19 protein-coding genes are annotated in these 22,059 nt (G+C 70.5%); 16 read left to right on the forward strand and 3 right to left on the reverse strand.

Going from position 1 to position 22,059, the window contains the following annotated elements:
• Window positions 1-336 precede the first annotated feature (336 nt).
• Window positions 337-1,458 carry a hypothetical protein gene (locus ACIOC0_RS31550; protein WP_402159339.1) on the reverse strand — a complete coding sequence of 374 codons (1,122 nt, stop codon included), beginning with the start codon at window positions 1,456-1,458 and terminating at the stop codon, window positions 337-339.
• A gap of 174 nt (window positions 1,459-1,632) precedes the next feature.
• Between ACIOC0_RS31550 and uvrA the strand changes: the two genes are divergently transcribed.
• The 4 genes from uvrA (at window position 1,633) to ACIOC0_RS31570 (ending at window position 7,316) form a co-directional block, all read left to right on the forward strand.
• Window positions 1,633-4,098 (forward strand): excinuclease ABC subunit UvrA, encoded by a 2,466-nt coding sequence (uvrA, locus tag ACIOC0_RS31555; protein WP_402159158.1) that lies wholly within the window; start codon window positions 1,633-1,635, stop codon window positions 4,096-4,098.
• A gap of 175 nt (window positions 4,099-4,273) precedes the next feature.
• Entirely contained in the window at window positions 4,274-4,936 is a 663-nt protein-coding gene (locus tag ACIOC0_RS31560) for an SDR family oxidoreductase (protein ID WP_402159159.1), read from the forward strand.
• A gap of 242 nt (window positions 4,937-5,178) precedes the next feature.
• A complete protein-coding gene (locus ACIOC0_RS31565; protein ID WP_358933873.1) occupies window positions 5,179-5,343 on the forward strand; it encodes a hypothetical protein in 165 nt (54 codons plus the stop codon).
• A 188-nt stretch (window positions 5,344-5,531) separates the two neighbouring features.
• Window positions 5,532-7,316 (forward strand): PucR family transcriptional regulator, encoded by a 1,785-nt coding sequence (locus ACIOC0_RS31570; RefSeq protein ID WP_402159160.1) that lies wholly within the window; start codon window positions 5,532-5,534, stop codon window positions 7,314-7,316.
• A 175-nt stretch (window positions 7,317-7,491) separates the two neighbouring features.
• Here ACIOC0_RS31570 and ACIOC0_RS31575 read toward each other — a convergent pair whose 3' ends face one another.
• Complete coding sequence (locus ACIOC0_RS31575) at window positions 7,492-8,916, reverse strand: NAD-dependent succinate-semialdehyde dehydrogenase (RefSeq protein WP_402159340.1); 1,425 nt, start codon at window positions 8,914-8,916, stop codon at window positions 7,492-7,494.
• A 261-nt stretch (window positions 8,917-9,177) separates the two neighbouring features.
• On the opposite strand from ACIOC0_RS31575, the gene ACIOC0_RS31580 reads away from it, so the two are divergent.
• The 3 genes from ACIOC0_RS31580 (at window position 9,178) to ACIOC0_RS31590 (ending at window position 11,342) form a co-directional block, all read left to right on the forward strand.
• A complete protein-coding gene (locus tag ACIOC0_RS31580; RefSeq protein ID WP_402159161.1) occupies window positions 9,178-9,558 on the forward strand; it encodes a DUF2267 domain-containing protein in 381 nt (126 codons plus the stop codon).
• 316 nt (window positions 9,559-9,874) lie between these two features.
• Window positions 9,875-10,720 carry an aldo/keto reductase gene (locus tag ACIOC0_RS31585; protein ID WP_402159162.1) on the forward strand — a complete coding sequence of 282 codons (846 nt, stop codon included), beginning with the start codon at window positions 9,875-9,877 and terminating at the stop codon, window positions 10,718-10,720.
• 13 nt (window positions 10,721-10,733) lie between these two features.
• The gene (locus tag ACIOC0_RS31590; protein WP_402159163.1) at window positions 10,734-11,342 is read left to right on the forward strand and encodes an NADPH-dependent FMN reductase; all 609 of its coding nucleotides are present in this window, start codon (window positions 10,734-10,736) and stop codon (window positions 11,340-11,342) included.
• 41 nt (window positions 11,343-11,383) lie between these two features.
• Here the strand turns inward: ACIOC0_RS31590 and ACIOC0_RS31595 are convergent, their stop codons facing one another.
• Window positions 11,384-12,436, reverse strand: a complete 1,053-nt coding sequence (locus ACIOC0_RS31595) for an LLM class oxidoreductase (RefSeq protein ID WP_402159164.1) — start codon at window positions 12,434-12,436, stop codon at window positions 11,384-11,386.
• Window positions 12,437-13,100: 664 nt separating this feature from the next.
• Between ACIOC0_RS31595 and ACIOC0_RS31600 the strand changes: the two genes are divergently transcribed.
• From ACIOC0_RS31600 to trxA, 9 genes are all read left to right on the forward strand, one after another.
• Window positions 13,101-13,550 (forward strand): DUF1931 family protein, encoded by a 450-nt coding sequence (locus tag ACIOC0_RS31600; protein WP_402159165.1) that lies wholly within the window; start codon window positions 13,101-13,103, stop codon window positions 13,548-13,550.
• Window positions 13,551-13,767: 217 nt separating this feature from the next.
• Window positions 13,768-14,334, forward strand: a complete 567-nt coding sequence (locus ACIOC0_RS31605) for a type 1 glutamine amidotransferase domain-containing protein (protein WP_402159166.1) — start codon at window positions 13,768-13,770, stop codon at window positions 14,332-14,334.
• Between the two features lie 226 nt (window positions 14,335-14,560).
• A complete protein-coding gene (locus ACIOC0_RS31610; RefSeq protein ID WP_402159167.1) occupies window positions 14,561-15,088 on the forward strand; it encodes a general stress protein in 528 nt (175 codons plus the stop codon).
• Window positions 15,089-15,169: 81 nt separating this feature from the next.
• Entirely contained in the window at window positions 15,170-17,074 is a 1,905-nt protein-coding gene (dnaK, locus tag ACIOC0_RS31615; RefSeq protein WP_402159168.1) for a molecular chaperone DnaK, read from the forward strand.
• A gap of 10 nt (window positions 17,075-17,084) precedes the next feature.
• A complete protein-coding gene (locus ACIOC0_RS31620) occupies window positions 17,085-17,669 on the forward strand; it encodes a nucleotide exchange factor GrpE (protein ID WP_402159169.1) in 585 nt (194 codons plus the stop codon).
• 6 nt (window positions 17,670-17,675) lie between these two features.
• Window positions 17,676-18,614, forward strand: a complete 939-nt coding sequence (locus tag ACIOC0_RS31625; protein ID WP_402159170.1) for a DnaJ C-terminal domain-containing protein — start codon at window positions 17,676-17,678, stop codon at window positions 18,612-18,614.
• Window positions 18,611-18,985, forward strand: a complete 375-nt coding sequence (locus tag ACIOC0_RS31630) for a chaperone modulator CbpM (RefSeq protein ID WP_402159171.1) — start codon at window positions 18,611-18,613, stop codon at window positions 18,983-18,985. The genes ACIOC0_RS31625 and ACIOC0_RS31630 overlap by 4 nt, the downstream gene beginning before the upstream one ends.
• The gene (gene clpB, locus ACIOC0_RS31635) at window positions 18,976-21,615 is read left to right on the forward strand and encodes an ATP-dependent chaperone ClpB (protein WP_402159172.1); all 2,640 of its coding nucleotides are present in this window, start codon (window positions 18,976-18,978) and stop codon (window positions 21,613-21,615) included. The genes ACIOC0_RS31630 and clpB overlap by 10 nt, the downstream gene beginning before the upstream one ends.
• On the forward strand, window positions 21,612-22,058 hold the full coding sequence (gene trxA / locus ACIOC0_RS31640; protein WP_402159173.1) for a thioredoxin: 447 nt from the start codon (window positions 21,612-21,614) through the stop codon (window positions 22,056-22,058). Before clpB ends, trxA begins: the two co-directional genes overlap by 4 nt.
• The last annotated feature ends 1 nt before the right edge of the window (window position 22,059 follow it).

Below are 22,059 nucleotides of genomic sequence, written 5' to 3' on the forward strand. Positions count from 1 at the left end.
TCAGGCCGGCCGGAGCGCGGGCGATCGTTGCTGGTTCAGGTCCGGCCAGGAGCGCGCCGACCCCGGGGCAGTGCTGCTACGGGCCCGTGGCTCCGGCACGCCTCTGCAGGCCTTTCACCTGGATCAATGCAATGGTTCATGTGCCGCCGGCCCGCCGGGCGGAGCTTCGGCGCTCCGGCGGCGTTGCGTCCGGGTCCCCGTATGCCCCGAGGCGAAACAACCACGCACCGACCGATCAACCACGCACCGACCGATCAACCACGCACCGACCGATCAGCGAATCTCCGGACCCGGACGACCACCGACCGACGGCACATCTCCGACTGAGGTCACCCGCTAGTCACCGTGGCCGTCCTGCAGCAGGATGCGACGCTCCTGTTCGCGCTTGGAGTAGGCGGCTGCCCGGATCGCCTCGTCGCTCTCCAGGCCCGATCCCAGCGCGCCGCCCACCGTGGCGACCGAAGCGACGAACCAGGCCAACGTCCAGTATTCCGTGGCACGCAGCGGGGTTCGTGTGGCAGAGGCGAACACTTGGTCGTTGAGGATGAACAGCGCCCACACCGAGTTGATGACGATCAAACCCACGTAGCAGACGAGCACCCCGAGACCCACGGTCATGACCGTCGAGGCGTTGTAGAGCCTCGCCCTCTGCCTCGCCTCCCTCGAGACCTTTGCTGAGCGATGCCACAGCTCCCCGTCCACGATCAGCCAGCCGATCATGAGCCCGACGCTCCCGACCATGGCGATCACGAGGCGCTGCGTGCTCAGGGCCTCGGACAGGCTCCAGACGGTGGAGTCCAGGGTGGCGATGGCTGCCGTGGCGAGTGCGGTCGCCAGTGCTTTCGACAGGCCCAGCACCAAGCGCCACGGCTGGTTGGCGCGGACCATACCGCCGAGCACCTTCAGGTAGCCGCGCGGCCCACTGAGGACGTACCGCAGATCGGCGATCTCCTCCTCCTCGACCTGGCCCGGACGGATGGGCGCGAGACGACCGATGAAGGGCCCTCGCAGCGGCTGACTTCCCGGAGACCCCCCAGGCCCGGTGGCCTGCGGGCCCGCCAAGCTGAGCACGGCTTCTTCCACGGCCTGCCGGGCCCTGGTCTGCAGCCGGAAGCCACCCAGCGAGGGAAGAGACAGCAGCGCCAAGCCGTGTTCGTGACTCAGATCCACCACGAGCTTGCGCCCGTGCGAGTGCAGCGGAAGGTCGGTGAGGGCCACGACGATGTCCCAGTTCGCCTCACTTCCGCGGTCCATGATCCGCCGTGTCAATGTGGACAGGTCCTCGGTACCTGCTGTGAAGGGCTCGCTGACCACCTTGACGTCGAACCGTCGTCCCTGGCCTGACCTGTCGGCGAGCCGATCGGGAAGCATCCGGGCCATGCGCTGCGCGATCTCCGTCGGCGTATCCGGATCCGCCAGAAGAGCCACGACCGTCACGCCCTGAGACGACACCCGCATGACTCCCTCTCGTCGGCTACCCTCGCGCTCGCGAGTGCCCACAGCTGCCCCCGGGTAACACCGACGCTGCGTGACACGCCGGCTCCTGCCAAGACCATCGGGTCTTACCCGGGAGCGGGGCCCGGTGACGGCACCTGCCGCAAGGGTCCGGGCGCGATCGGGTACTCAGGAACGGTGAACAAGGACGCGACCGACCCCTTCGTGCATGTCCGGGGCGCCGGTGAGAACAACCTGCGGAACATCGATGTCGACATTCCGCGGGACGCGATGGTCGCCTTCACCGGGGTCTCCGGTTCGGGCAAGTCCTCGCTCGCCTTCGGCACGCTCTACGCGGAGGCCCAGCGGCGCTACTTCGAGTCCGTGGCACCGTACGCCCGAAGGCTGTTGCAACAGGTCGGCGCACCGCACGTGCGGGAGATCACCGGACTGCCACCGGCCGTGGCCCTGCAGCAGCGACGCGGGTCGCCCGGCTCGCGTTCGACGGTCGGCACCCTCACCACGCTGTCCAATCTGCTGCGCATGCTGTACTCCCGCGCCGGCACCTATCCGCCCGGCGCCGCACGGCTGGAAGCCGAGTCGTTCTCACCCAACACCGCGGCCGGCGCCTGCCCGGAGTGTCACGGACTGGGCGTCGTGCACGACGTCGCCGAGGACCTGCTCGTCCCGGACCCCTCGCTGAGCATCCGTGAGGGGGCGATCGCCGCCTGGCCGGGCGCCTGGCAGGGCGCCAACCTGCGCAGTGTCGTGAAAGGCCTGGGGATCGACATCGACCGGCCGTGGCGCCGGCTCAGGAAGAGGGACCGGGACTGGCTGCTGTACACGGACGAGCAGCCCTCGGTATACGTCGAGCCGGAGGAGGACCGCGTCGACTACGGCTACCAGGGCAAGTTCTGGAGCGCCCGCAAGCACGTCATGCATGTCCTCGCCGACTCCAAGAGCGAGAAGATGCGCGAACGGGCGCTCCGGTTCGTCAGGAGTGTGCCCTGCCCCGAGTGTCACGGCAGCGGACTGCGGCCCGAGGCGCTCGCCGTGACCTTCGCCGGACGCTCCATCGCCGAGATCAACGCGATGCCGCTCACCGAGGTCGTGGCGCTGCTGCGGCCCGTCGCGGGGCGGTCCGAGGCCGACGCCACCACGTCGACCGCCCGATCCGGGGAGACGACCGAGGTCGCGGTCCGTATCTGCGGCGACCTGGTCACGCGGATCGACGTACTGCTCGACCTGGGCCTCGGATATCTCAGCCTCGGGCGCCGCTCGACGACCCTGTCGCCCGGCGAGGCACAGCGCCTGCGGATCGCCACCCAACTGCGCTCGGGGCTGTTCGGCGTCGTCTACGTCCTCGACGAGCCCTCCGCGGGCCTGCACCCTGCTGACGCGGAACCACTGCTCGACGTGCTGGACCGCCTCAAGGCTGCGGGCAACTCGCTGTTCGTCGTGGAGCACGACATGGACGTCGTACGGCGGGCGGACTGGGTGGTCGACATCGGCCCCGGCGCGGGCGAGGGTGGCGGACGCGTGCTGTACAGCGGGCCGGTCACCGGTCTCGAGCGGGTCGGGGAGTCGGCCACGAGCCAGTACCTGTTCGGGCGCGCCCAGCCGCTCGATCACCGCCCGCGCACACCGCACGGCTGGCTGCACCTGAGCGGCGTCTCCCGCCACAATCTGCGCGACGTGTCCGTCGACGTACCGCTCTGCGTGCTGACGGCGGTGACGGGCGTGTCCGGTTCCGGAAAGTCGACGCTGGTGACGCAGGTGCTCGCCGAGGTCGTCCGCGGCCACCTCGGACTCGTGCAGGAACCCGACGAGGCGCAGCTGGAGGTCGACGTCCAGGACGCGTCGGGGGTCGAGTCGTTCGACCGGCTGGTCCGGGTCGACCAACGGCCCATCGGCCGAACTCCCCGGTCCAACCTGGCCACGTACACCGGAATGTTCGACGCGGTGCGCAAGCTGTACGCGGCGACGGACGAAGCCAGGGCGCGCGGCTACTCGGCCGGGCGGTTCTCCTTCAACGTGCCCGAAGGGCGGTGCGAGACCTGCCAGGGCGAAGGGTTCGTCGCGGTGGAACTGCTTTTCCTGCCCGGCACCTACGCGCCGTGCCCGACCTGCAAAGGCGCCCGGTACAACGCCGAAACGCTGGAAGTCACCTACCGCGGCAAGAACATCGCGGAAGTACTGGCGCTGTCCGTCGACGCCGCCGCCGAGTTCCTGTCCGCCGTCCCGGCCGCCTCCCGCAGTCTGGAGACGTTGCGCGAGGTGGGACTGGGGTACCTGCGGCTGGGCCAGCCGGCGACGGAACTCAGCGGCGGTGAGGCGCAGCGCATCAAACTGGCGACCGAACTGCAGCGAGCCCGCCGCGGGCACGCGCTCTACCTGCTCGACGAGCCGACGGCCGGGCTGCACCCCTCGGACATCGCGCTGCTGCTGCGACAGTTGCACCGGCTCGTCGACGCCGGCAACACGGTCGTCCTCGTCGAGCACGACCTGGACACGATCGCCACCGCCGACTGGGTCATCGACCTGGGTCCGGGCGGCGGCGACGCGGGCGGGCGGGTGGTCGCGACAGGTCCGCCGGCCAAGGTGGCGAGGGCCCGCCGCAGCGCCACCGCGCCCTATCTCGCGGCCCGGCTCGCGCGCTCCTGACGACAGAATCGCGATCGGGGAATCCCCGGGCACCTGCGGCGCGACCGGTGGCCGGTCGGTCTCGCGCACCAGCGCGGTGCGCGAGTACGCCGGCTTTACGGCAATCGCGGGACCCGACCTGCCGCGGCAGTCCCGCAGCCCGGCGTGAGCGGTCGCGTGTGGCAAGAATGACCCCATGCACATCGTGATCGCGGGTGGACACGGAAAGATCGCGCGCCGGCTGACCCGGCTGCTCTCGGCGCGCGGCGACGACGTCACAGGGCTGATCCGCAACCCGGACCACGCCGACGACCTGCGCGCGGACGGCGCGGAACCGGTGGTGTGCGATCTGGAGCACGCCTCGGTGGACGAGGTGGCCGGCCACCTTCGCGGCGCCGACGCGGCACTGTTCGCCGCGGGCGCCGGACCGGGCAGCGGGGCGGCCCGCAAGCAGACGGTGGACCGGAACGCGGCCATCCTCCTCGCCGACGCGGCCGAGCGCGCCGGGGTGCGCCGCTTCCTGGTGATCTCCTCGATGGGCGTGGACAGCCCGCCGCCGCCCGGCACCGACCCGGTGTTCGCGGCCTACCTGAAGGCCAAGGGCGAGGCGGACGCCGAGATCACCTCCCGTGCGGGACTGGACTGGACGATCCTGCGCCCGGGGATGCTGACCGACGATCCCGGCAGCGGCCGCGTCACGCTCGCCGAGCACACCGACCGCGGCCAGGTGCCGCGCGATGACGTGGCTGCGGTGCTGGCCGCCCTGCTCCACGAGCCCAGGACCGCCGGACGCATCCTCGAGCTGATCAGCGGGTCCACTCCGGTCGAGGAGGCGGTGCGCGCCGTGGCCGGCGGCTGACGCCGCACTCCGCCCTCGCCCGGGTGCGGGACGGACTCACACCCGGGCGCTGCGAAAGGCGCTGCGAGGTCGACAGGGTGTTCCGCAAGCTGAGGGACATCGCCGCGCCGAGCGGTACACCCTTCGAGCACCATCGGTCGGCTACGCCTTCGGGTGCGTCGAGGCGATGCCGGAGAAGGGGCACGTGGAGGAGGCCCGGGCCAAGCTGGGAGGATGGACGTGAGCGACGAAGGAGGCCCCTCATGAAATCCGGAGCCCCTGATTACGACGCCTGGTACTCGCGCACACCCTCGCAGGCCGAGGGCGAGCGGGACGAGAGGGGCGAGCGTACCGCAACGGAACAGCACCCGGACGTCCCCCGGAGCGAGCCATCCCAGGCGGAGGGCGAGCGGGGCGACGACGCCTAGCCAGTACTCCAGACAGGAACGCCTAGCCAGTACTCCAGACAGGAATCGTTGCCTGGCGAGTCAGGAATGCACAGGTCCGGTCGCCCCACGAGTACGAGAGAAAGGGCCCACACACGGGTAGCCGGCCCGTGAGCGGGTACGCGACAGGCCGCTCGGTTCTCTCAAGGCCTTCTCGAGGGAGTGGTCGCATGGCCGGCAGTCGGGCGCACAGGCTGTACCACCGCTACTCCCGCCGGAAGGGCAGCCTTCCGCGGGGCCGCGCCGGGCGGCACCCCGCGGCCGCGCGCGGAAGGCCCCGCCCGCCCGCTCGCACCCCAGCCGACCACGCTCTCCACGAACTGGCCGCGCTCTCCCGCGCCCTGTTCGGCACTCCGGACGAAGTCGAGATCCTGCGCCTGGCCATGGACCACATAGCCTCCGCGGGGCCGTACAGCGCCGAGGCCGGATACCTCAATGTGGGCGGCGACCTGGTGCCCACTCCAAGGGACGGGCAGATGCCTGCCTCGGTCGTGAGCCGGAGGGTGCGGGAGCTGGCCGGGCAGGACGGCACCGTGACCGTAGCCGGCAGGCCCTGGGGCCGGGCCATGGGGCTACGCGGAACTCCTGGGGGACTCCACGGCTACCTCGTGGTGACGTCCCGCTCCCGGCCCACCAAGGCCGAGCGATCTCTGCTCGCCATGCTCGTCCGGCACACCGCCGCCGCACTGTCGGTCGCTTTCGCAAACCGCCGCCGGTGCGAGGACGCGCTGGAGCTGCGCCGGCTGCGGGAGGAACGCACTGCCCTTCAGCGGCAGCTGGTCTCTGTGGTGGCTGAGCTGAGTTACGAGCGAGCCGTTCACGCTCTCATGGCCGACGTCGCTGCCTCGGGTGGCGGCGAGGAAGCTGTCACCCGCGCACTGCACAGGCTCACTGGACTGCCCGCACTGGTCGAGGACCGCTTCGGTCGGCTGAAGTCCTGGACCGGCCCCGGCCGCCCCGACCCCTATCCCGAACCGGACCCCGTCCGCCAGGACGAAATGTTGCACACCGTCGCCAAAGAGGCCGGGCCGGTGCGGATAAAGGACCGGCTGCTCACCCTCGTCCGCCCGCACGGCGAGATCCTGGGCGTGCTCGCGCTGGTCGACACCCGGTACGAGGCCGACGAGCACACCGTGCTCGCGCTCGGACACGCCGCCACCTCGCTCGCCCTGGAGCTGGCGCACCTGCGAAATCTGGCCCAAGTGGAGCTGAGGCTGCACCGCGAGCTGGCCGACGACCTCCTGGCGGGGACGGACGAGGCGAGCGCCTACGCCCGGTCCGAGGCAGTCGGACACGACCTGCACGGCAGCCACTACGTCGTCGTGGTGCAGTGGTTGAACCGGACTGCCGACGATTCCTTCGCGCAGACCGTGCGTCGGGCGGCCTCTGCGGTGGGCATGCGCTCGCTGCTGACCCGCCGCTCCGGCCATGTCGTCCTCATCGCCGGCGACAGGCCGCATGCCCGCGCGTTGTACGAGGCGCTCGTCCAGGAGACCGGGATACGGTCCGGGACGATCGGGGTGAGCGCCCCCTGCGACTCCGTGGACGACATCCCCCACCGCTACCAGGAGGCGCAGCGCGCCCTGGAAGTGCGCCGCCACTCCCGTGAGCGCTACGGCACGTCGTTCTTCGACGAGCTCGGCCTCTACCGCATCCTGGGGCCCGGCAGCGGTCACCGGGAACTGGAGACGTTCGTCCAGGAGTGGCTCGGGCAGCTCATCGACTACGACTCCCGGCACCACGCGACCATGGTGGAGACCCTGTCCCGGTACTTCGACTGCGGCGGCAACTACGACGAGACCGCTGAATCCCTCGGGATCCACCGCAGTACGCTGCGCTATCGGCTCCAGCGCATCCGCGACATCAGCGGCAGCGACCTCGTGAACGTCGAGGACCGGCTGAACCTCCAGGTGGCGACCCGGGTTTGGAAGATCGTGCTGGGCGGGCCCGGCTGAAGCCTCGCTGGAACTCACGCGGGAGTGGTGTCAGCAGCACTGCAGTGGGTGGGCCGGGCGGCGTGTCCAGGAGGAGGCCGACGGGTCGGTCCCCAGGCGACTTCCTCGCCGGTGCGCGGGGGGCCGTATTGCTTGGTCCAGGGCGGCATCCGCCAGTTGTTGACCGGCTCGTAGGTCAGCCCAGCACTTCTGCGATCGGGTCGTCGGCGTCCACGTAGCGCACGAGCTTGCGGTTCGCGAATTCCACGATGCCCACGTCGCCGAGTTCGCGCCCGTAGCCGGAGCGCTTGACGCCGCCGAAGGGCAGCTCCGGTCGGGACGCGGTCGGGTGGTTGATCCATACCATGCCCGCCTCCAGCCGGTCCGCGACTCCGCGAGCGCGTTCCGGGTCGGCGGCGAAGACCGCGCCTCCCAGGCCGTAGGGGGAGGTGTTGGCCAGTGCCACGGCCTCGTCCTCGTCTGCGACCCGGTAGACCGTGGCGACGGGCCCGAAGAGCTCTTCCCGGTAGGCCCGCATGTCGGGTGTGACGTCGGTGAGAAGGGTCGGCTCGACGAAGGCGCCCGGCAGGTCGGGCCGCCCGCCGCCCAGCACCACCGTGGCTCCCTTGTCCACCGCGTCACGAACCTGCTCCATCAGGAGCTCGGCCGCGGCCTCGGAGGACAACGGGCCGAGCGTGGTGGCGGGGTCGACCGGATCTCCCGGTCGCACCTCGCTCATCCGGTCACGCAGCCCGGTGACGAAGGCGTCGTAGACGTCGGCAAGGACGATGAAGCGCTTGGCCGCCACGCAGCACTGCCCGGTGTTGCCCATCCGGCCGAGGAACGCGGCGTACACGGTGCGCTCGAGGTTGTGATCGTCCAGCACGACGAAGGGATCACTGCCGCCCAGCTCGAGGACGGACTTCTTGACATTGCGGCCGGCGATCTCGCCCAAGCTCACGCCCGCCCGCTCGCTTCCCGTCAGTGACGCCCCCTGCACTCGCGAGTCATCGATGATCTTCCCGACGTCTTTGCCCCGGACGAAAAGATTGGTGTAGACCCCGGTCGGCACACCCGCATCCGTGAACAGCTGCTCGAGTGCCAGGGCGGACTGGGGGCAGCTACTCGCGTGCTTGAGCAGGATCGTGTTGCCGAGGACGAGGTTCGGACCCGCGAATCGAACGACCTGGTACAGCGGGAAGTTCCACGGCATCACACCGAGAAGGACGCCGAGCGGCTCGTTCACGAGCACGGCTGTGCCTTCGGGCACCGGCAGGGGTCGTTCTTCCAGCAGCTCGGGGCCGTGCTCGCCGTAGTAGGTGAGGATGTCGGACGCGAGGTCGACCTCAGCACGGCTCGAGTCGATCAGCTTGCCGACCTCAAGGGTCAGGAGGTGCGCCAGTTCCTCCTTGCGCTCCCTCATGAGCCGGCCGGCGCGTTGGACGAGGGCCCCCCGGTCGGCCGTCGACCGGGCACGCCAGTTCGGAAAGCTGGAGTGGGCTGCGTCGATCGCGCGCCCTACGTCCTCCGCGCTCATCGCCGGGAACTCACGAACCCTTTCACCGGTGTACGGGTTGACCGTGGCGATGGGGCTTGCCTGGGCAGTGACATGGGCGTCCATGACGCCTCCCTGGAGTCGGGGCATCTCGGGTTTCCACGCCCGGACCCGCTCACACGTGCTGATTCGTCCCATGTCACACCAAACTGCGGCAAACGGGTCCTCTGTGGTTCGGGTCGAATACGCAGAGTCGTCGCCCGAGTTCGGCCACGTCGGCGCTCTCATGGTGTGGCACCTGTGCGCGGGCGTAGGCCGGGTCGGCGTGGCAGGCTGGCAGGGGGCCCGCGCCGTTCGTCACAACAAAGCAGCGAAGGAGGACGACGCATGGATGAACAGGAATTCGTCCGTACCGTCGCCGAGCGCACCGGACTGGGCCGGCAGGAGGCGGCGGACTTGACCTGGGCCACGCTCGAGACGCTGGCCCACAGGCTGAGCCCGGGGGAGGCCAGGGACCTGATCACCGAGCTCCCCGAGGGCCTCGCGGAGGCGGTGCGCCGGGGAACCACGGACCGCATCGAGCGCTTCGGCCACTCCGACAGCGTGCGGCGCGTGGCCGAACGCACCATGCTCAAGGAGGAGGAAGCCGACCGGGGTGTGCGGACCGTACTGGTCGTACTCCGGGAGGCGATCAGCGAGAAGGAGTTCGAGGACCTGATGTCGCAGCTCGGAACGGACTTCTCCCAGGCCCTCGAATCCACCGGCTGACCCAGGTGCCTTCGGCACGGCGCCCGCGTCACGGAGTCAGCGGCCTGGAAGCTGCGTGTGCGCCGGCGCGGTGGGTCAGCTGATGTGCCCAAGGCCCCGCGGCAGCCGGCGGGAAGTCCATGAAGGGCTCCCCGGCGAGGTCCGCCAGTGCCACCTCGGGGGTGAGTTCCGCCCATCCGCTCGCGCGGCGGGGAAAGTCCGCTCGCCCGTCCTGACCTCCTTGCAGCGCACCCGACACGGCTGTCTGGGAGGCGTGGACCTGGGCACCCGGTGCGGGTGCGCGTGACATGGATCCGCGGCAGACGGGAGGCCCGAGATGTCTGCGGAATCGGTCAGAACCATCGCGCTCCCCTCCGATGAGGAGATCGCGGCGCTCGGGCAGGGCACCTGGTACCTGGGCGAGGACCCGGCCCGGCGTGAACAGGAGATCGCCGCGCTGCGGCTGGGCGTGCACCTGGGGATGTCCCTCGTCGACACGGCGGAGATGTACGGCGACGGCGCAGCCGAGGAACTCGTCGGGGAGGCCCTCCGGGGACGCCGGGACGAGGTCTTCCTCGTCAGCAAGGTGCTGCCCGGCCACGCCGACCGGAAGGGCACCGTCGCCGCCTGCGAGGGCAGCCTGCGGCGGCTCGGTACGGAACGGCTGGACCTGTACCTGCTGCACTGGCGGGGACGGTGGCCGCTCGAGGAGACCCTTGCGGGATTCACCGACCTGATGGAGGCGGGGAAGATCCGTTACTGGGGCGTGAGCAATCTGGACGTGGCCGACATGACCGAGCTGACCACCCTCCCCGGCGGCGACGCCGCGGCCGTCGACCAGGTGCTGTACAACCTCTCCCGGCGCGGCATCGAGTGGGATCTTCTCCCCTGGTGCCGCGAGGCCGAGGTGACGGTCATGGCCTACTCCCCGATCGAGCAGGGGCGGATCCTGGACGCCGAGGCGCTGAGGGCCGTGGCCCGGGCCCTCGGAGCGACGCCGGCCCAGGTGGCACTCGCCTGGGTGCTGGAACAGGGGGTGGCCGCGATCCCGCGTTCCGGATCACCCGACCACGTTCGGGAGAACCGCGGCGCGGTGGACCTCCACCTTCCCACCGGGGCGCTCGACGCCCTCGACGAGGCGTTCCCGCCACCCAGTGGGTCCACGCCCCTGGAGATGCTCTGAAGGAGTTGAAAGGATGACGCGCCCGCTCGTCGTCGGAATGGGAGGTTCCCTGCGCACCCCGTCGACCAGCCTCACCGCACTGTGTGTCGCGGTCGAGGGGGCGGCCGATGCGGGTGCCGGCACCCTGGTGATCGACCTCAGGCGGCTCGCTCTTCCGTTCTACACGTCCGAGCACGGGATCCCTGCGTCCGCCCGTCGTTTTGCGGACACCGTTCAGGCCGCCGACGCCCTGCTGTGGAGCAGCCCGACATACCACGGGTCGGTCAGCGGCGCGTTCAAGAACGCGGTGGACTGGCTCGCCCTCCTGGCCGACCACGACCCGCCCTACCTCAGCAACAAACCCGTGGGGATGCTGACGACCGCCGGTGGGGTGCAGGGCCTGCAGGCGATCAACGCGATGGAGTTCATCGTACGGTCGCTGCGCGGCTGGGCCGTGCCGCTGGTGTTCGCGGTCCCGCGGTCCTCCCGGGTCTTCGACGGCGACGGACGCCTCACCGACCAGGCGGTCGCGGACCAATTGCGCGGCCTCGGCGCGGAAGTGACCAGGGCGGCCCTGCAGTTCCGGGCGGAGGGCACGTGCGACTACGCGCAGGAACGGCCGTCCGGGGCCGTCCGGGGCTGAGCCCGGCCCCTGTCAGGCAGGGGGCGCCGGGTCGTGCTTCCTCAGCGCCCGGTCCGCTCCACAGGCCGGTGCTCGCCGCGCGCCGCGAAGCGCCCGGGCGGGAAGTGCGGCAGCACGTGTTCGGCCAGTTCGTCGATCACTTCGGCGACCGGACGGCGGCTGTGTTTGAAGTTGATCATCAGCTGGTCGATGCCGATGTCCTGCCAGGCCCGCATCATCGCCAGGAACGACACCCGGCCCACCGAGAAGCCCTGGTGGATGCGCCGGGGCAGGGCCAGCGGGTTCTCGGTCAGATCCAGATAGGTGGCCTGCGCGTACGGCTTGAACCCGCCGCCATCCCCCCGGGTCAGCTCCCGCCACCGCTCGATGTTCTCGGCCTGCTGCTGGAGCGGCGGGGTGTAGTACAGCCAGCCGTCCGTGTTGTCGGCGATCCACCGGACGTCCTGTCGGCCGCGTCCCGTCATCAGCACGGGGATCCGCCGGTACACCGGCTTGGGCAGCAGATCGGTGCCGCGCATCCGGCCGAGCGGCGACTCCACGTGCGGGAAACGGTTTTCGAGGACGACACGGAAGTACTCCAGCGACTGCCGAAACCTCTCGGCCCGGCCGCCCGGGTCCTGACCGAAGGCCGGGAACTCCACGGGCCGGTCACCGGTGGCCACCCCGAGCAGGAGCCGTCCGCCTGACAGCTGGTCCACCGAGGCGGCCGCCTTGGCGGTGTGCAGCGGATGCCGCAGCGGCATGACGGTGCTGGCGGTCCCCAGTGTGATCGAGGTGGTGCGGGCACTGAGCAGCCCCAGGTACACCCAGGGGTCGAAGACCTGCCCGGCGTCCCCGAAGCTCGGGTCCAGCAGCGGCACGTCACGGACCCACACCGAGGCGAAGCCGGCCCGCTCGGCCTGCTGGATCCGCTCGATGTGCCCGGCCAGGGACGGCACGGGCCCGTCGAAGCCCTCCAGGGGCGTGATGGCGCCCACGGTCATCCTGCCGCCGGGATACGCCCTGGCCATGGCCGCGTGTTCGGAGAACGGTGGCTGCGCGCCGCCTTCGACGTCCACGGGTGCGTCGGGTGAGGGAACTGTCGGTTGTGTCATGCGATCCTCCGGCGAATAGGCCGTGTCCGGGTCCGCGCCCGCGCCGTGCTGGGGCGCGTCGTTCAGGGACCCGTGACGCCCGCCGAGGCGGCGGGTTCCCATGCCGCTCTCGTGGTGCCCTTGAGGGGCCGGCCCCGGCCTCGTGGCCTCGTCGCCGCTCGGCCAGTGTTTCAAGGGTGGCGCGGGTGAGGGGCCTCCGCCTTTTCCCGGGGGACAGGGGCTCGCTGAGTGACGGTGTCGAGGAAGGTGTTGTAGTCCTTGAGTGGTCCTTTTTCCGGAGCCGTGCGTGCGCCTCAGCGGAGGTCGAGTGACATCGGACATCTCCATGCTCCAGATGCGGGCCGCAGTCTGCCTGCTCCCTGCGGGCGGAAAAACAGTGGGCTCGGTACACCTCCGAGCACAAGTGCGGACGGCCTCACCACGGCAAGCCCCGGTCGGCCGGCGCGGCTCTCACCCGCACCCAGGAGATGGGCATGGCCTCGGCCGGCCGAGGCCATGCCCATTGCATGCTGCTCTGTCAGGGTAGGAGGAAGCGTTCTTTTTCGGCCTCGGGTGCGGAGGCGCTCAGCAGAGGGCTCTGCGAATCTCGACCGGGTAACAGCCGATGGCGGCGCGGGCGTGAGCGAACGACGCCGTCCGGTTCACTGGCGAGGAGGCGAAAGGCATGACCGTGACGGGTGTGTCGAAGCTCGAGAGGTTCTTCCGCGCCGCCGCAGGTCTCGACGTGGACAAGAACGACCTGAAGCGGTACGGCGACTTCGTCGACGCCAAGCTCTACGACCTCCTGGTCGTCGGCCAGGCGTCGGCCAAGGCCAACGGCCGGGACACCATCGAACCGTGGGACCTGCCGATCACCAAGGGCCTCCAGGAGAGCATCCACCGGTTCCGGCGGCTCGACGAGGAGGTCGACCTGAAGACGATCCTGGAACAGCTCGCCGCGCACCCTCCCCTCGACAGGACGCCCACCCCGGAGACCGAGGAGCGCTACCCCGAGATCATCGGCGGTCTCAGCGTCGCCCTCGCCGAGACGTTCAAGATCATTTATCCGGATGACAAGAACCCGCAGACCGGCCACTGGGAGCGCGTGACCGAGGTGTTCGACCGGCTGCTGTAGCAGTCGCGCCCCGGTGTTGCCGCCGATCACGACGACGGCTGGACCAAGGTCGTCCACCGGGACGGCATTTCCGGCTCGTCGCGCGCCCGTACGCGCTCCGGGCACCCTCCGGCCGGGCCTTGCGGTCCCCGGTCCGGAGGAGGGACCCGGACGGGACCTGCCGGGTTTCCCTGCCGCTCGCCTCGTACAACCAGCGACTCGTGAAGGGAGCCGTACCGTGACACAGGAACTCCAGGGGATGCGCGTGGCAATCCTGGCCGCCGACGGCGTCGAACGCGTGGAACTCGACCAGCCGCGCGGTGCGTTGCAGGGCGCAGGGGCCAAGACCGAGATCCTTTCGCTCCATCACGGCGAGATCCAGGCCCGCCAGTTCGACCTCAACCCGGCGGGAACGTTCCCCGTGGACCGCCTGGTCGCCGACGCCTCCGTCGACGACTACCACGCCCTGCTCCTGCCCGGCGGCACCATGAACCCCGACCAACTGCGCATGGACCGCGACGCGGTGCAGTTCGTCAGGGACTTCATGGCCAGCGGAAAACCGGTCGCATCGATCTGCCACGGCCCGTGGACGCTGGTGGAAGCCGACGCCGTGCGCGGCCGCCGCCTGACGTCCTGGCCCAGCATCCGCACCGACCTGCGCAACGCCGGTGCGGAGGTCGTCGCCGACGAGGAGGTGGTCGTCGACGGGCAACTGATCACCAGCCGCGGCCCGGCCGACCTGCCCGCCTTCTGCGCCGCCGTCGTGGAGCAGTTCGCCCGGGCGCACCATCCCATGCCCGGCTGAACCAGAGCCTGACCGCCGCAGCCATCGGCCCCGCAACTCGTGCCGGGTCGGACCCTGAGGGCCCGTCACGAGCCGCCTGGCGGAATCCTCGTCCCGCTCCCTGCCCTCGTGGACCGAGCGACGGTGCCACTTTTCGACCCGCTGGGCGCAGGCGGGGTGACCGGATGAAAAGCCACCCTGGGGATTGCCGGGACCGCTCCGCGGTCCTCAGGCGCAAGGAGCGACCATGACCGAGCAGGCCCGCAGGACCGTTGCTTCGTACGCGACGTACCAGGAAGCCGAACGTGCCGTCGACCACCTCGCCGACCAGGGCTTTCCCGTCCAGAAGGTGGCGATCATCGGTCAGGACGTGCGCCTGGTCGAACAGGTGATCGGTCGCATGGGGTACGGCCAGGCCGCCCTCCACGGTGCGGCCAACGGAGCGCTGCCCGGCGTACTCGTCGGCTGGATCTTCGGGCTGCTGAACTGGCTGAATCCGGTCGTCTCCGGTCTGCTCCTCGCCCTGTACGGGCTGATCTTCGGAGCGGTCGTCGGTGCGCTGGTCGCCCTGCTGGTGCACGCGGCCCAAGGCGGCCGCCGGGACTTCGCCTCGGTCCGCGCGATGGTGCCCAGCCGGTACGACGTCGTGGCGGACGAGGACGTCGCCGACGAGGCCGTCCGGCTGGTCGCCGAGCTGGACAGCAAGGCCGGCGCGAACACGGAGAGCGCCTCCTCCAGGGGCCGGCGCCCGCGCAGCGACCCCGCCCCCAGCTGAACGAGTTTCGAAGCCGGGCGGACACGGCCCGGAGGATGAACGGTCGCCGACGGACGTCGACCGCCGCGGAAGGAGTTCCTCATGGCCAAGGCAGTGGGCATCGACCTGGGCACCACCAACTCGGTGATCGCAGTGTGGGAGGGTGGCGAGCCGACCGTGGTGCCCAACAGCGAGGGCAACCGCACCACACCGTCCGTGGTGGCCTTCACCGACACCGGCGAGCGCCTGGTGGGCCAGCTGGCCCGCCGCCAGGCGATCCTGAACCCGAAGGGCACCATCTACTCGGCCAAGCGGTTCATCGGCCGGCACTTCGACGAGATCCCCGACGAGGCCAAGGCCGTCGCCTACGACGTCGTCCCGGGAGAGAACGGCGAGGCCCGCTTCAAGGTGCGCGACAAGCTGTACGCGCCTGAGGAGATCAGCGCGCAGGTGCTGCGCAAACTCGCCGACGACGCCTCCAAGCAGCTGGGGGAGCGGGTCACGGAGGCGGTCATCACCGTGCCCGCCTACTTCAACGACGCCCAGCGCACCGCGACCCGTGACGCCGGACGGATCGCGGGACTGGAAGTGCTTCGGATCATCAACGAGCCGACGGCGGCCGCCCTCGCGTACGGCATGGACAAGAAGGAGCACGAGACCGTCCTCGTCTTCGACCTGGGCGGCGGCACCTTCGACGTGAGCATCCTCGATGTCGGCGACGGCGTGGTCGAGGTGCGTTCCACGGCGGGTGACAGCCATCTGGGCGGCGACGACTTCGACCGGCGTCTGGTCGACTACCTCGCGGACGACTTCCAGAAGGAGAACGGCATCGACCTGCGCAAGGACCCGCAGGCGCTGCAACGCCTGTTCGAGGCGGCGGAGAAGGCCAAGACCGAGCTCAGCTCCGTCACCCAGACCCAGGTCAGCCTGCCGTTCATCACCGCCGACGCCTCCGGGCCCAAGCATCTCACCGACTCGATCATGCGGTCCACGTTCGAGCAGATCACCGGCGACCTGGTCGAGCGCTGCCTCGGTCCGGTGAAGCAGGCCATGGCCGACGCCAAGGTCGGCGAGAGCGACATCGACGAGGTCATCCTCGTCGGCGGTTCCACCCGCATCCCCGCCGTCCAGGCACTGGTGCGCCGGCTGACCGGCGGCAAGGAACCCAACATGAGCGTGAACCCCGATGAGGTCGTGGCCCTGGGCGCCGCGATCCAGGCCGGGGTGCTCAAGGGCGAGGTCAAGGACGTCCTGCTGCTCGACGTCACCCCCCTGTCGCTGGGCGTGGAGACGCGCGGCGGAGTGATGACGAAGATCATCGAGCGGAACACCACCATCCCGGTGCGCCGCAGCGAGACCTTCTCCACCGCCGAGGACAACCAGCCGGCCGTCGACATCGTCGTCCTCCAGGGCGAGCGCGAGCTGGCCGCCGACAACCGGGTCCTCGGCCGGTTCCAGCTCACCGACATCCGGCCGGCGCCGCGGGGCGAAGCGCAGATCGAGGTCACCTTCGACATCGACGCCAACGGCATCCTCAACGTCAGCGCGCGCGACAAGGACACCGGCAAGGAACAGAGCATCACCATCAGCGAGAGCTCCAACCTGGACCGGAGCGAGGTCGAACGCATGGTCCAGGAGGCCGAAAGCAACCGGGGCCAGGACCAGGCACTCCGCGAGGCCGTCGACGCCCGCAACGAACTCGACGCGATCGCCTACCAGGTCGAAAAGCGCCTGAACGAACTGGCCGACTCCGCGCCCGCGCACGAGAAGGCGCGAGCCGAGATGCTGGTGGCCGAGGCCCGCGACGCGGTCAAGAACGAGGCCGGAGTGGACAAGGTCAGGCCCCTGATCTCCGAACTCCAGCAGGTCTACGCCGGGCTCGCCGCCCACCAGGCCGAAGCCGCGGCGGCGAGTGGTCCGTCGGCCACCACCGGGCCGGACGCCTCCGGGCAGGGCGGTGCCGGCGCCGACGAAGACGTGATCGACGCCGAGTTCGACAAGGGCTGAGGTGCCCGCCATGCCGATCCCTCCCCAGGACCGATCGTCCGACCTACCGCCCGAAGGCGCCGCGCAACCGCCGCAGGGCCACCTGCCCGAGCCCCCGCCGCCGACCACGGCGGCCGAACCGGGGCCCGACGCGGCCACCGGTCCGGCCGGGGGCGAGGACGAGTACGCGGCCGCGCTGAAGGAGGTCGAGGACCGCTGGCGGCGCGCTCTCGCCGATCTGGACAACCTGCGCAAGCGACACGCCAGGGAACTGGACCGGGAGCGCGCGGTCGAACGCGCCCGCACGGCGGCGGCCTTCCTTCCCGTCGTCGACAACCTCGAACTGGCCCTGAACCACGCGGGCTCCGACCCCGGGGCGATCGTCGAGGGGGTTCGCGCCGTGCGCGACCAGGCCGTGTCCATCCTTGAACGCCTCGGCTACGAGCGTCACGCCGAGACCGGCGTCCCGTTCGACCCCTCCCGGCACGAGGTCGTCGGCGTGGTCCAGGACCCCGACGCCGAACCGAACACCGTGGCGCAGGTGCTGCGCCCCGGCTACGGCGAGGCCGAGCGGCAGCTGAGGCCGGCCGCCGTGACCGTCGCCAAGCGGGAGTGAGCGGCCATGGCACGCGACTTCTACGAGGTTCTCGGGGTCCCGCGAGACGCCGACAAGGACGAGATCCAGCGGGCGTACCGCAAGCTGGCCCGCAGGTACCACCCGGACGTCAACAAGGACCCCGAGGCGGAGGAGCGGTTCAAGGAGATCAACGAGGCCTTCAGTGTCCTGTCCGAGCCCGACCAGCGGGCCCGATACGACCGCTTCGGCGAGGACTTCCGGAAGGTTCCCGAGGACTGGGAGGAGCGGGTCGGTGCCGGCGCGGGACCCGGCGGCGGCTTCCGCTGGTCCACCGGGGACGGCCCCCGGGTCCGGTACGCCACCAGCGGCTTCGGCGCGGAGGGCGTCGACGTCGAGGACCTGTTCGGCTCGTTCTTCGGGGGCGCCGGACGGATGCGTGTCCCCGGAGCCGACCAGGAGGCCGAACTGCCGCTCACCGTCGAGGAGGCCTACCGGGGAGGCCGTCGCACCGTCACGCTCGCCGGTCCCACGGGGCAGCCGCGGCGGTACGAGGTCGACGTGCCACCGGGTGTCACCGACGGGCAGCGTATCCGGCTGGCGGGCGAGGGCGGGCGGGGCAGCGGTGACGCCCCCGCGGGGGACCTGTACCTGCGGGTGCGGATCCAGCCGCACCCCCAGTTCCGCCTCGACGGCCGGGACGTGTACGTGGAGCTTCCGGTCACACCCTGGGAGGCCGCGCTGGGTGCCACGGTTCCGGTGCCCACGCCGAGCGGGGCGACGGCGAAGGTGAGCGTGCCCGCGGGCTCGTCCAGCGGCCGGCGGCTGCGGCTGCGCGGTGAGGGCATGCCGAACCCGCGCGGCACGAACGGCGACCTCTACGCCGAGCTCCGGATCATGGTGCCGTCCGGGCTCAGCGACCGGGAGCGCGCACTCTTCGAGGAGCTCGCCGCAGTCTCCTCGTTCGACCCCAGGAGGACACGATGAGTGACCCACGCGCCGGGGCGCGCCAGGCGTCTCGGCCGACAGCTCCCGCGCCGACGCGCGTCCGGTACGCGCTCGTGCCGGTGCCCAGGCTCTCTCTGCAGACCGTGGCCCGCCGCTCCGGCGTCCATCCCGACCTCATCCGCCGGTTCGTCGCTCTGGGCCTGGTCGAGGCCGAGCGCGACGCCTCCGGAGGGCTGGTGTTCGAACCCACGGCGCCGGCCGCCCTCGCCCGCGTCCAGCGGCTGCGCACCGGGCTGTGCCTCAACTACACATCCATCGGCCTGGTGCTCGACCTGCTGGACCGCATCAGCATGCTCGAAGCCGCCCTGCGCCGCGCCGGCACGAGGAGGGAAACACCCCCATGGACATGAACCGTCTCACCCAGAAGTCCCAGGAAGCCCTCCAGGAGGCCCAGAGCGCGGCCGTCGGCATGGGGCAGACCGAGGTCGACGGGGAACACCTGCTGCTCGCGCTTCTCGATCAGGAGGACGGTCTGATCCCACGGTTGCTGCAACAGGCCGGCGCCGAGCCGAATGCGCTGCGCGCGGCCGTGCGCGGGGAACTCTCCCGCCGCCCGAAGGTCACCGGTCCCGGCGCGGCACCCGGCCAGGTCTTCGTCACTCAGCGTCTGTCCCGCCTGCTCGATGCCGCCGAGCGGGAGGCCAAACGCCTCAAGGACGAGTACGTGTCCGTGGAGCACCTCCTGCTCGCCCTGGCCGAGGAGGGCTCGGCGACCGCCGCCGGACGCCTGCTCAAGGAGCACGGCGTGACCCGGGATTCGTTCCTGAGCGCGCTCACCCAGATCCGCGGCAACCAGCGCGTCACCTCCGCCAACCCCGAAGTGGCCTATGAGGCTCTGGAGAAGTACGGCCGCGACCTGGTCCTGGAGGCTCGGTCCGGGCGGCTGGACCCGGTCATCGGCCGTGATGCGGAGATCCGCCGCGTCACCCAGATCCTCAGCCGCAAGACCAAGAACAACCCCGTCCTCATCGGCGATCCCGGCGTCGGCAAGACCGCCATCGTCGAGGGCCTGGCCCAGCGCATCGTCCGCGGCGACGTCCCCGAGGGCCTGCGCGACAAGACGGTGTTCGCTCTCGACATGGGCTCCCTGGTCGCCGGCGCCAAGTACCGCGGCGAGTTCGAGGAACGGCTCAAGGCCGTGCTGTCCGAGGTGAAGGCCGCCCAGGGACGCATCCTGCTCTTCGTCGACGAACTCCACACCGTCGTCGGCGCGGGCGCCGCCGAAGGGGCCATGGACGCGGGCAACATGCTCAAGCCGATGCTCGCCCGCGGCGAACTCCACATGATCGGCGCCACCACCCTCGACGAGTACCGCAAGCACATCGAGAAGGACGCCGCCCTCGAACGCCGCTTCCAGCAGGTGCTGGTCGACGAGCCGAGCGTGGAGGACACCATCTCCATCCTGCGCGGACTGCGCGAACGCCTCGAGGTCTTCCACGGCGTGAAGATCCAGGACACCGCACTGGTCTCCGCGGCCACCCTCAGCCACCGCTACATCACCGACCGGTTCCTGCCCGACAAGGCCATCGACCTCGTCGACGAGGCGTGCGCCCGGCTGCGTACCGAGATCGACTCGATGCCCGCCGAACTCGACGAGATCACCCGCCGCGTCACCCGCCTGGAGATCGAGGAAGCCGCCCTGTCCAAGGAGACCGACCCCGCCAGCAAGGCCCGCCTGGAGGAGCTGCGCAGGGAACTGGCCGACCTGCGTGGCGAGGCCGACGCCAAACGCGCCCAGTGGGAGGCCGAGCGACAGGCCATCCGCCGCGTCCAGGAGCTGCGTCAGGAACTGGAGCAGGTCCGCCACGAGGCGGAGGAGGCCGAACGCGCCTACGACCTCAACCGCGCCGCCGAACTCCGCTACGGCCGCCTCCAGGACCTGGAGCGCCGGCTCGCCGCGGAGGAGGAGCAACTGGCCGCCAAACAAGGACAGAACCGGCTGCTGCGCGAGGTCGTCACCGAGGAGGAGATCGCCGAGATCGTCGCAGCCTGGACCGGCATCCCCGTCGCCCGTCTCCAGGAGGGCGAACGCGAGAAGCTGCTGCGCCTCGACGAGATCCTGCGCGAGCGCGTCATCGGCCAGGACGAGGCCGTCAAACTCGTCGCCGACGCCATCATCCGCGCCCGCTCCGGCATCCGTGACCCACGCCGCCCCATCGGCTCGTTCATCTTCCTCGGCCCCACCGGCGTCGGGAAGACCGAGCTGGCCAAGACCCTCGCGGCAGCCCTGTTCGACTCCGAGGACAACATGGTCCGCCTCGACATGAGCGAGTACCAGGAGCGGCACACCGTCAGCCGGCTCATGGGCGCGCCACCCGGATACGTGGGCTACGAGGAAGGCGGCCAGCTCACCGAGGCCGTACGCCGCAAGCCGTACTCGGTCGTGCTGTTCGACGAGATCGAGAAGGCGCACACCGATGTCTTCAACACCCTGCTGCAGGTCCTCGACGACGGCCGCATCACCGACTCCCAGGGCCGAACGGTCGATTTCCGCAACACCGTGATCATCATGACGTCCAACATCGGCTCCGAGCACCTCCTCGACGGCGTCACCGCCGAGGGCGAGATCAAGCCGGACGCCCGCGCCCTGGTGATGGGCGAGCTGCGCGGGCACTTCCGCCCGGAGTTCCTCAACCGTGTCGACGACATCGTGCTGTTCAAGCCGCTCGGCGAGCGGCAGATCGAGCGGATCGTGGAGCTGCAGTTCGACGAACTGCGCCGCCGCCTCGCCGAACGCCGCATCACGGTCGAACTCACCGATGCGGCCCGTGAGTTGATCGCCCACCAGGGCTACGACCCGGTGTACGGGGCCCGGCCGCTGCGGCGTTACATCTCCCATGAGGTCGAGACGATGGTCGGGCGCGCCCTGCTGCGCGGTGACGTCCAGGACGGCGCGACGGTCCGCATCGACGCCGAACATGGAGAGCTGGTGGTCACCTTCGACCAGCCCGAGGACATGAAAGGAGCGCGGGCGGCATGAGCACGATCCAGGCGACGACCGTCAGATGTCCCCACTGCGGGCGCACCAACCGGGTGCCCGTGGCCGCGGAGGGCCGCCCCAAGTGCGGCCACTGCAAGCAGCCTCTGCCGTGGATGGTGGACGCGGGCGACGACGACTTCACCGAGGTCGCCGAGCGGGCCGACGTCCCCGTCGTGGTCGACCTGTGGGCCACCTGGTGCGGCCCCTGCCGCATGGTCAGCCCCGCACTGGAGAAGGTCGCCACCGATCTCGCCGGCCGAATCAAACTCGTCAAGGTCGACGTCGACAAGAACCCGCGACTGTCGCAGCGTTTCGGGGTCCAGGCCGTACCGACCCTGCTGATCCTCGACCGGGGCGAGACGGTCGCCCGGCAGGCGGGGGCGGCGCCCGCACCCGCCCTGCGCCAGTGGGTGGAACAGTCGATCACCGCCCGGAAAGGGTGAT

It is taken from the genome of Streptomyces sp. NPDC088254, from assembly GCF_044740925.1.
GTDB lineage: Bacteria > Actinomycetota > Actinomycetes > Streptomycetales > Streptomycetaceae > Streptomyces.

Coding starts and splice junctions, on each gene's coding strand:
- ACIOC0_RS31550 (WP_402159339.1), bottom strand. CDS start 1,458: ATGCGGGTGTCGTCTCAGGGCGTGACGGTCGTGGCTCTTCTGGCGGAT.
- ACIOC0_RS31560 (WP_402159159.1), top strand. CDS start 4,274: ATGCACATCGTGATCGCGGGTGGACACGGAAAGATCGCGCGCCGGCTG.
- ACIOC0_RS31565 (WP_358933873.1), top strand. CDS start 5,179: ATGAAATCCGGAGCCCCTGATTACGACGCCTGGTACTCGCGCACACCC.
- ACIOC0_RS31570 (WP_402159160.1), top strand. CDS start 5,532: ATGGCCGGCAGTCGGGCGCACAGGCTGTACCACCGCTACTCCCGCCGG.
- ACIOC0_RS31575 (WP_402159340.1), bottom strand. CDS start 8,916: ATGGACGCCCATGTCACTGCCCAGGCAAGCCCCATCGCCACGGTCAAC.
- ACIOC0_RS31580 (WP_402159161.1), top strand. CDS start 9,178: ATGGATGAACAGGAATTCGTCCGTACCGTCGCCGAGCGCACCGGACTG.
- ACIOC0_RS31585 (WP_402159162.1), top strand. CDS start 9,875: ATGTCTGCGGAATCGGTCAGAACCATCGCGCTCCCCTCCGATGAGGAG.
- ACIOC0_RS31590 (WP_402159163.1), top strand. CDS start 10,734: ATGACGCGCCCGCTCGTCGTCGGAATGGGAGGTTCCCTGCGCACCCCG.
- ACIOC0_RS31595 (WP_402159164.1), bottom strand. CDS start 12,436: ATGACACAACCGACAGTTCCCTCACCCGACGCACCCGTGGACGTCGAA.
- ACIOC0_RS31600 (WP_402159165.1), top strand. CDS start 13,101: ATGACCGTGACGGGTGTGTCGAAGCTCGAGAGGTTCTTCCGCGCCGCC.
- ACIOC0_RS31610 (WP_402159167.1), top strand. CDS start 14,561: ATGACCGAGCAGGCCCGCAGGACCGTTGCTTCGTACGCGACGTACCAG.
- dnaK (WP_402159168.1), top strand. CDS start 15,170: ATGGCCAAGGCAGTGGGCATCGACCTGGGCACCACCAACTCGGTGATC.
- ACIOC0_RS31620 (WP_402159169.1), top strand. CDS start 17,085: ATGCCGATCCCTCCCCAGGACCGATCGTCCGACCTACCGCCCGAAGGC.
- ACIOC0_RS31625 (WP_402159170.1), top strand. CDS start 17,676: ATGGCACGCGACTTCTACGAGGTTCTCGGGGTCCCGCGAGACGCCGAC.
- ACIOC0_RS31630 (WP_402159171.1), top strand. CDS start 18,611: ATGAGTGACCCACGCGCCGGGGCGCGCCAGGCGTCTCGGCCGACAGCT.
- clpB (WP_402159172.1), top strand. CDS start 18,976: ATGGACATGAACCGTCTCACCCAGAAGTCCCAGGAAGCCCTCCAGGAG.
- trxA (WP_402159173.1), top strand. CDS start 21,612: ATGAGCACGATCCAGGCGACGACCGTCAGATGTCCCCACTGCGGGCGC.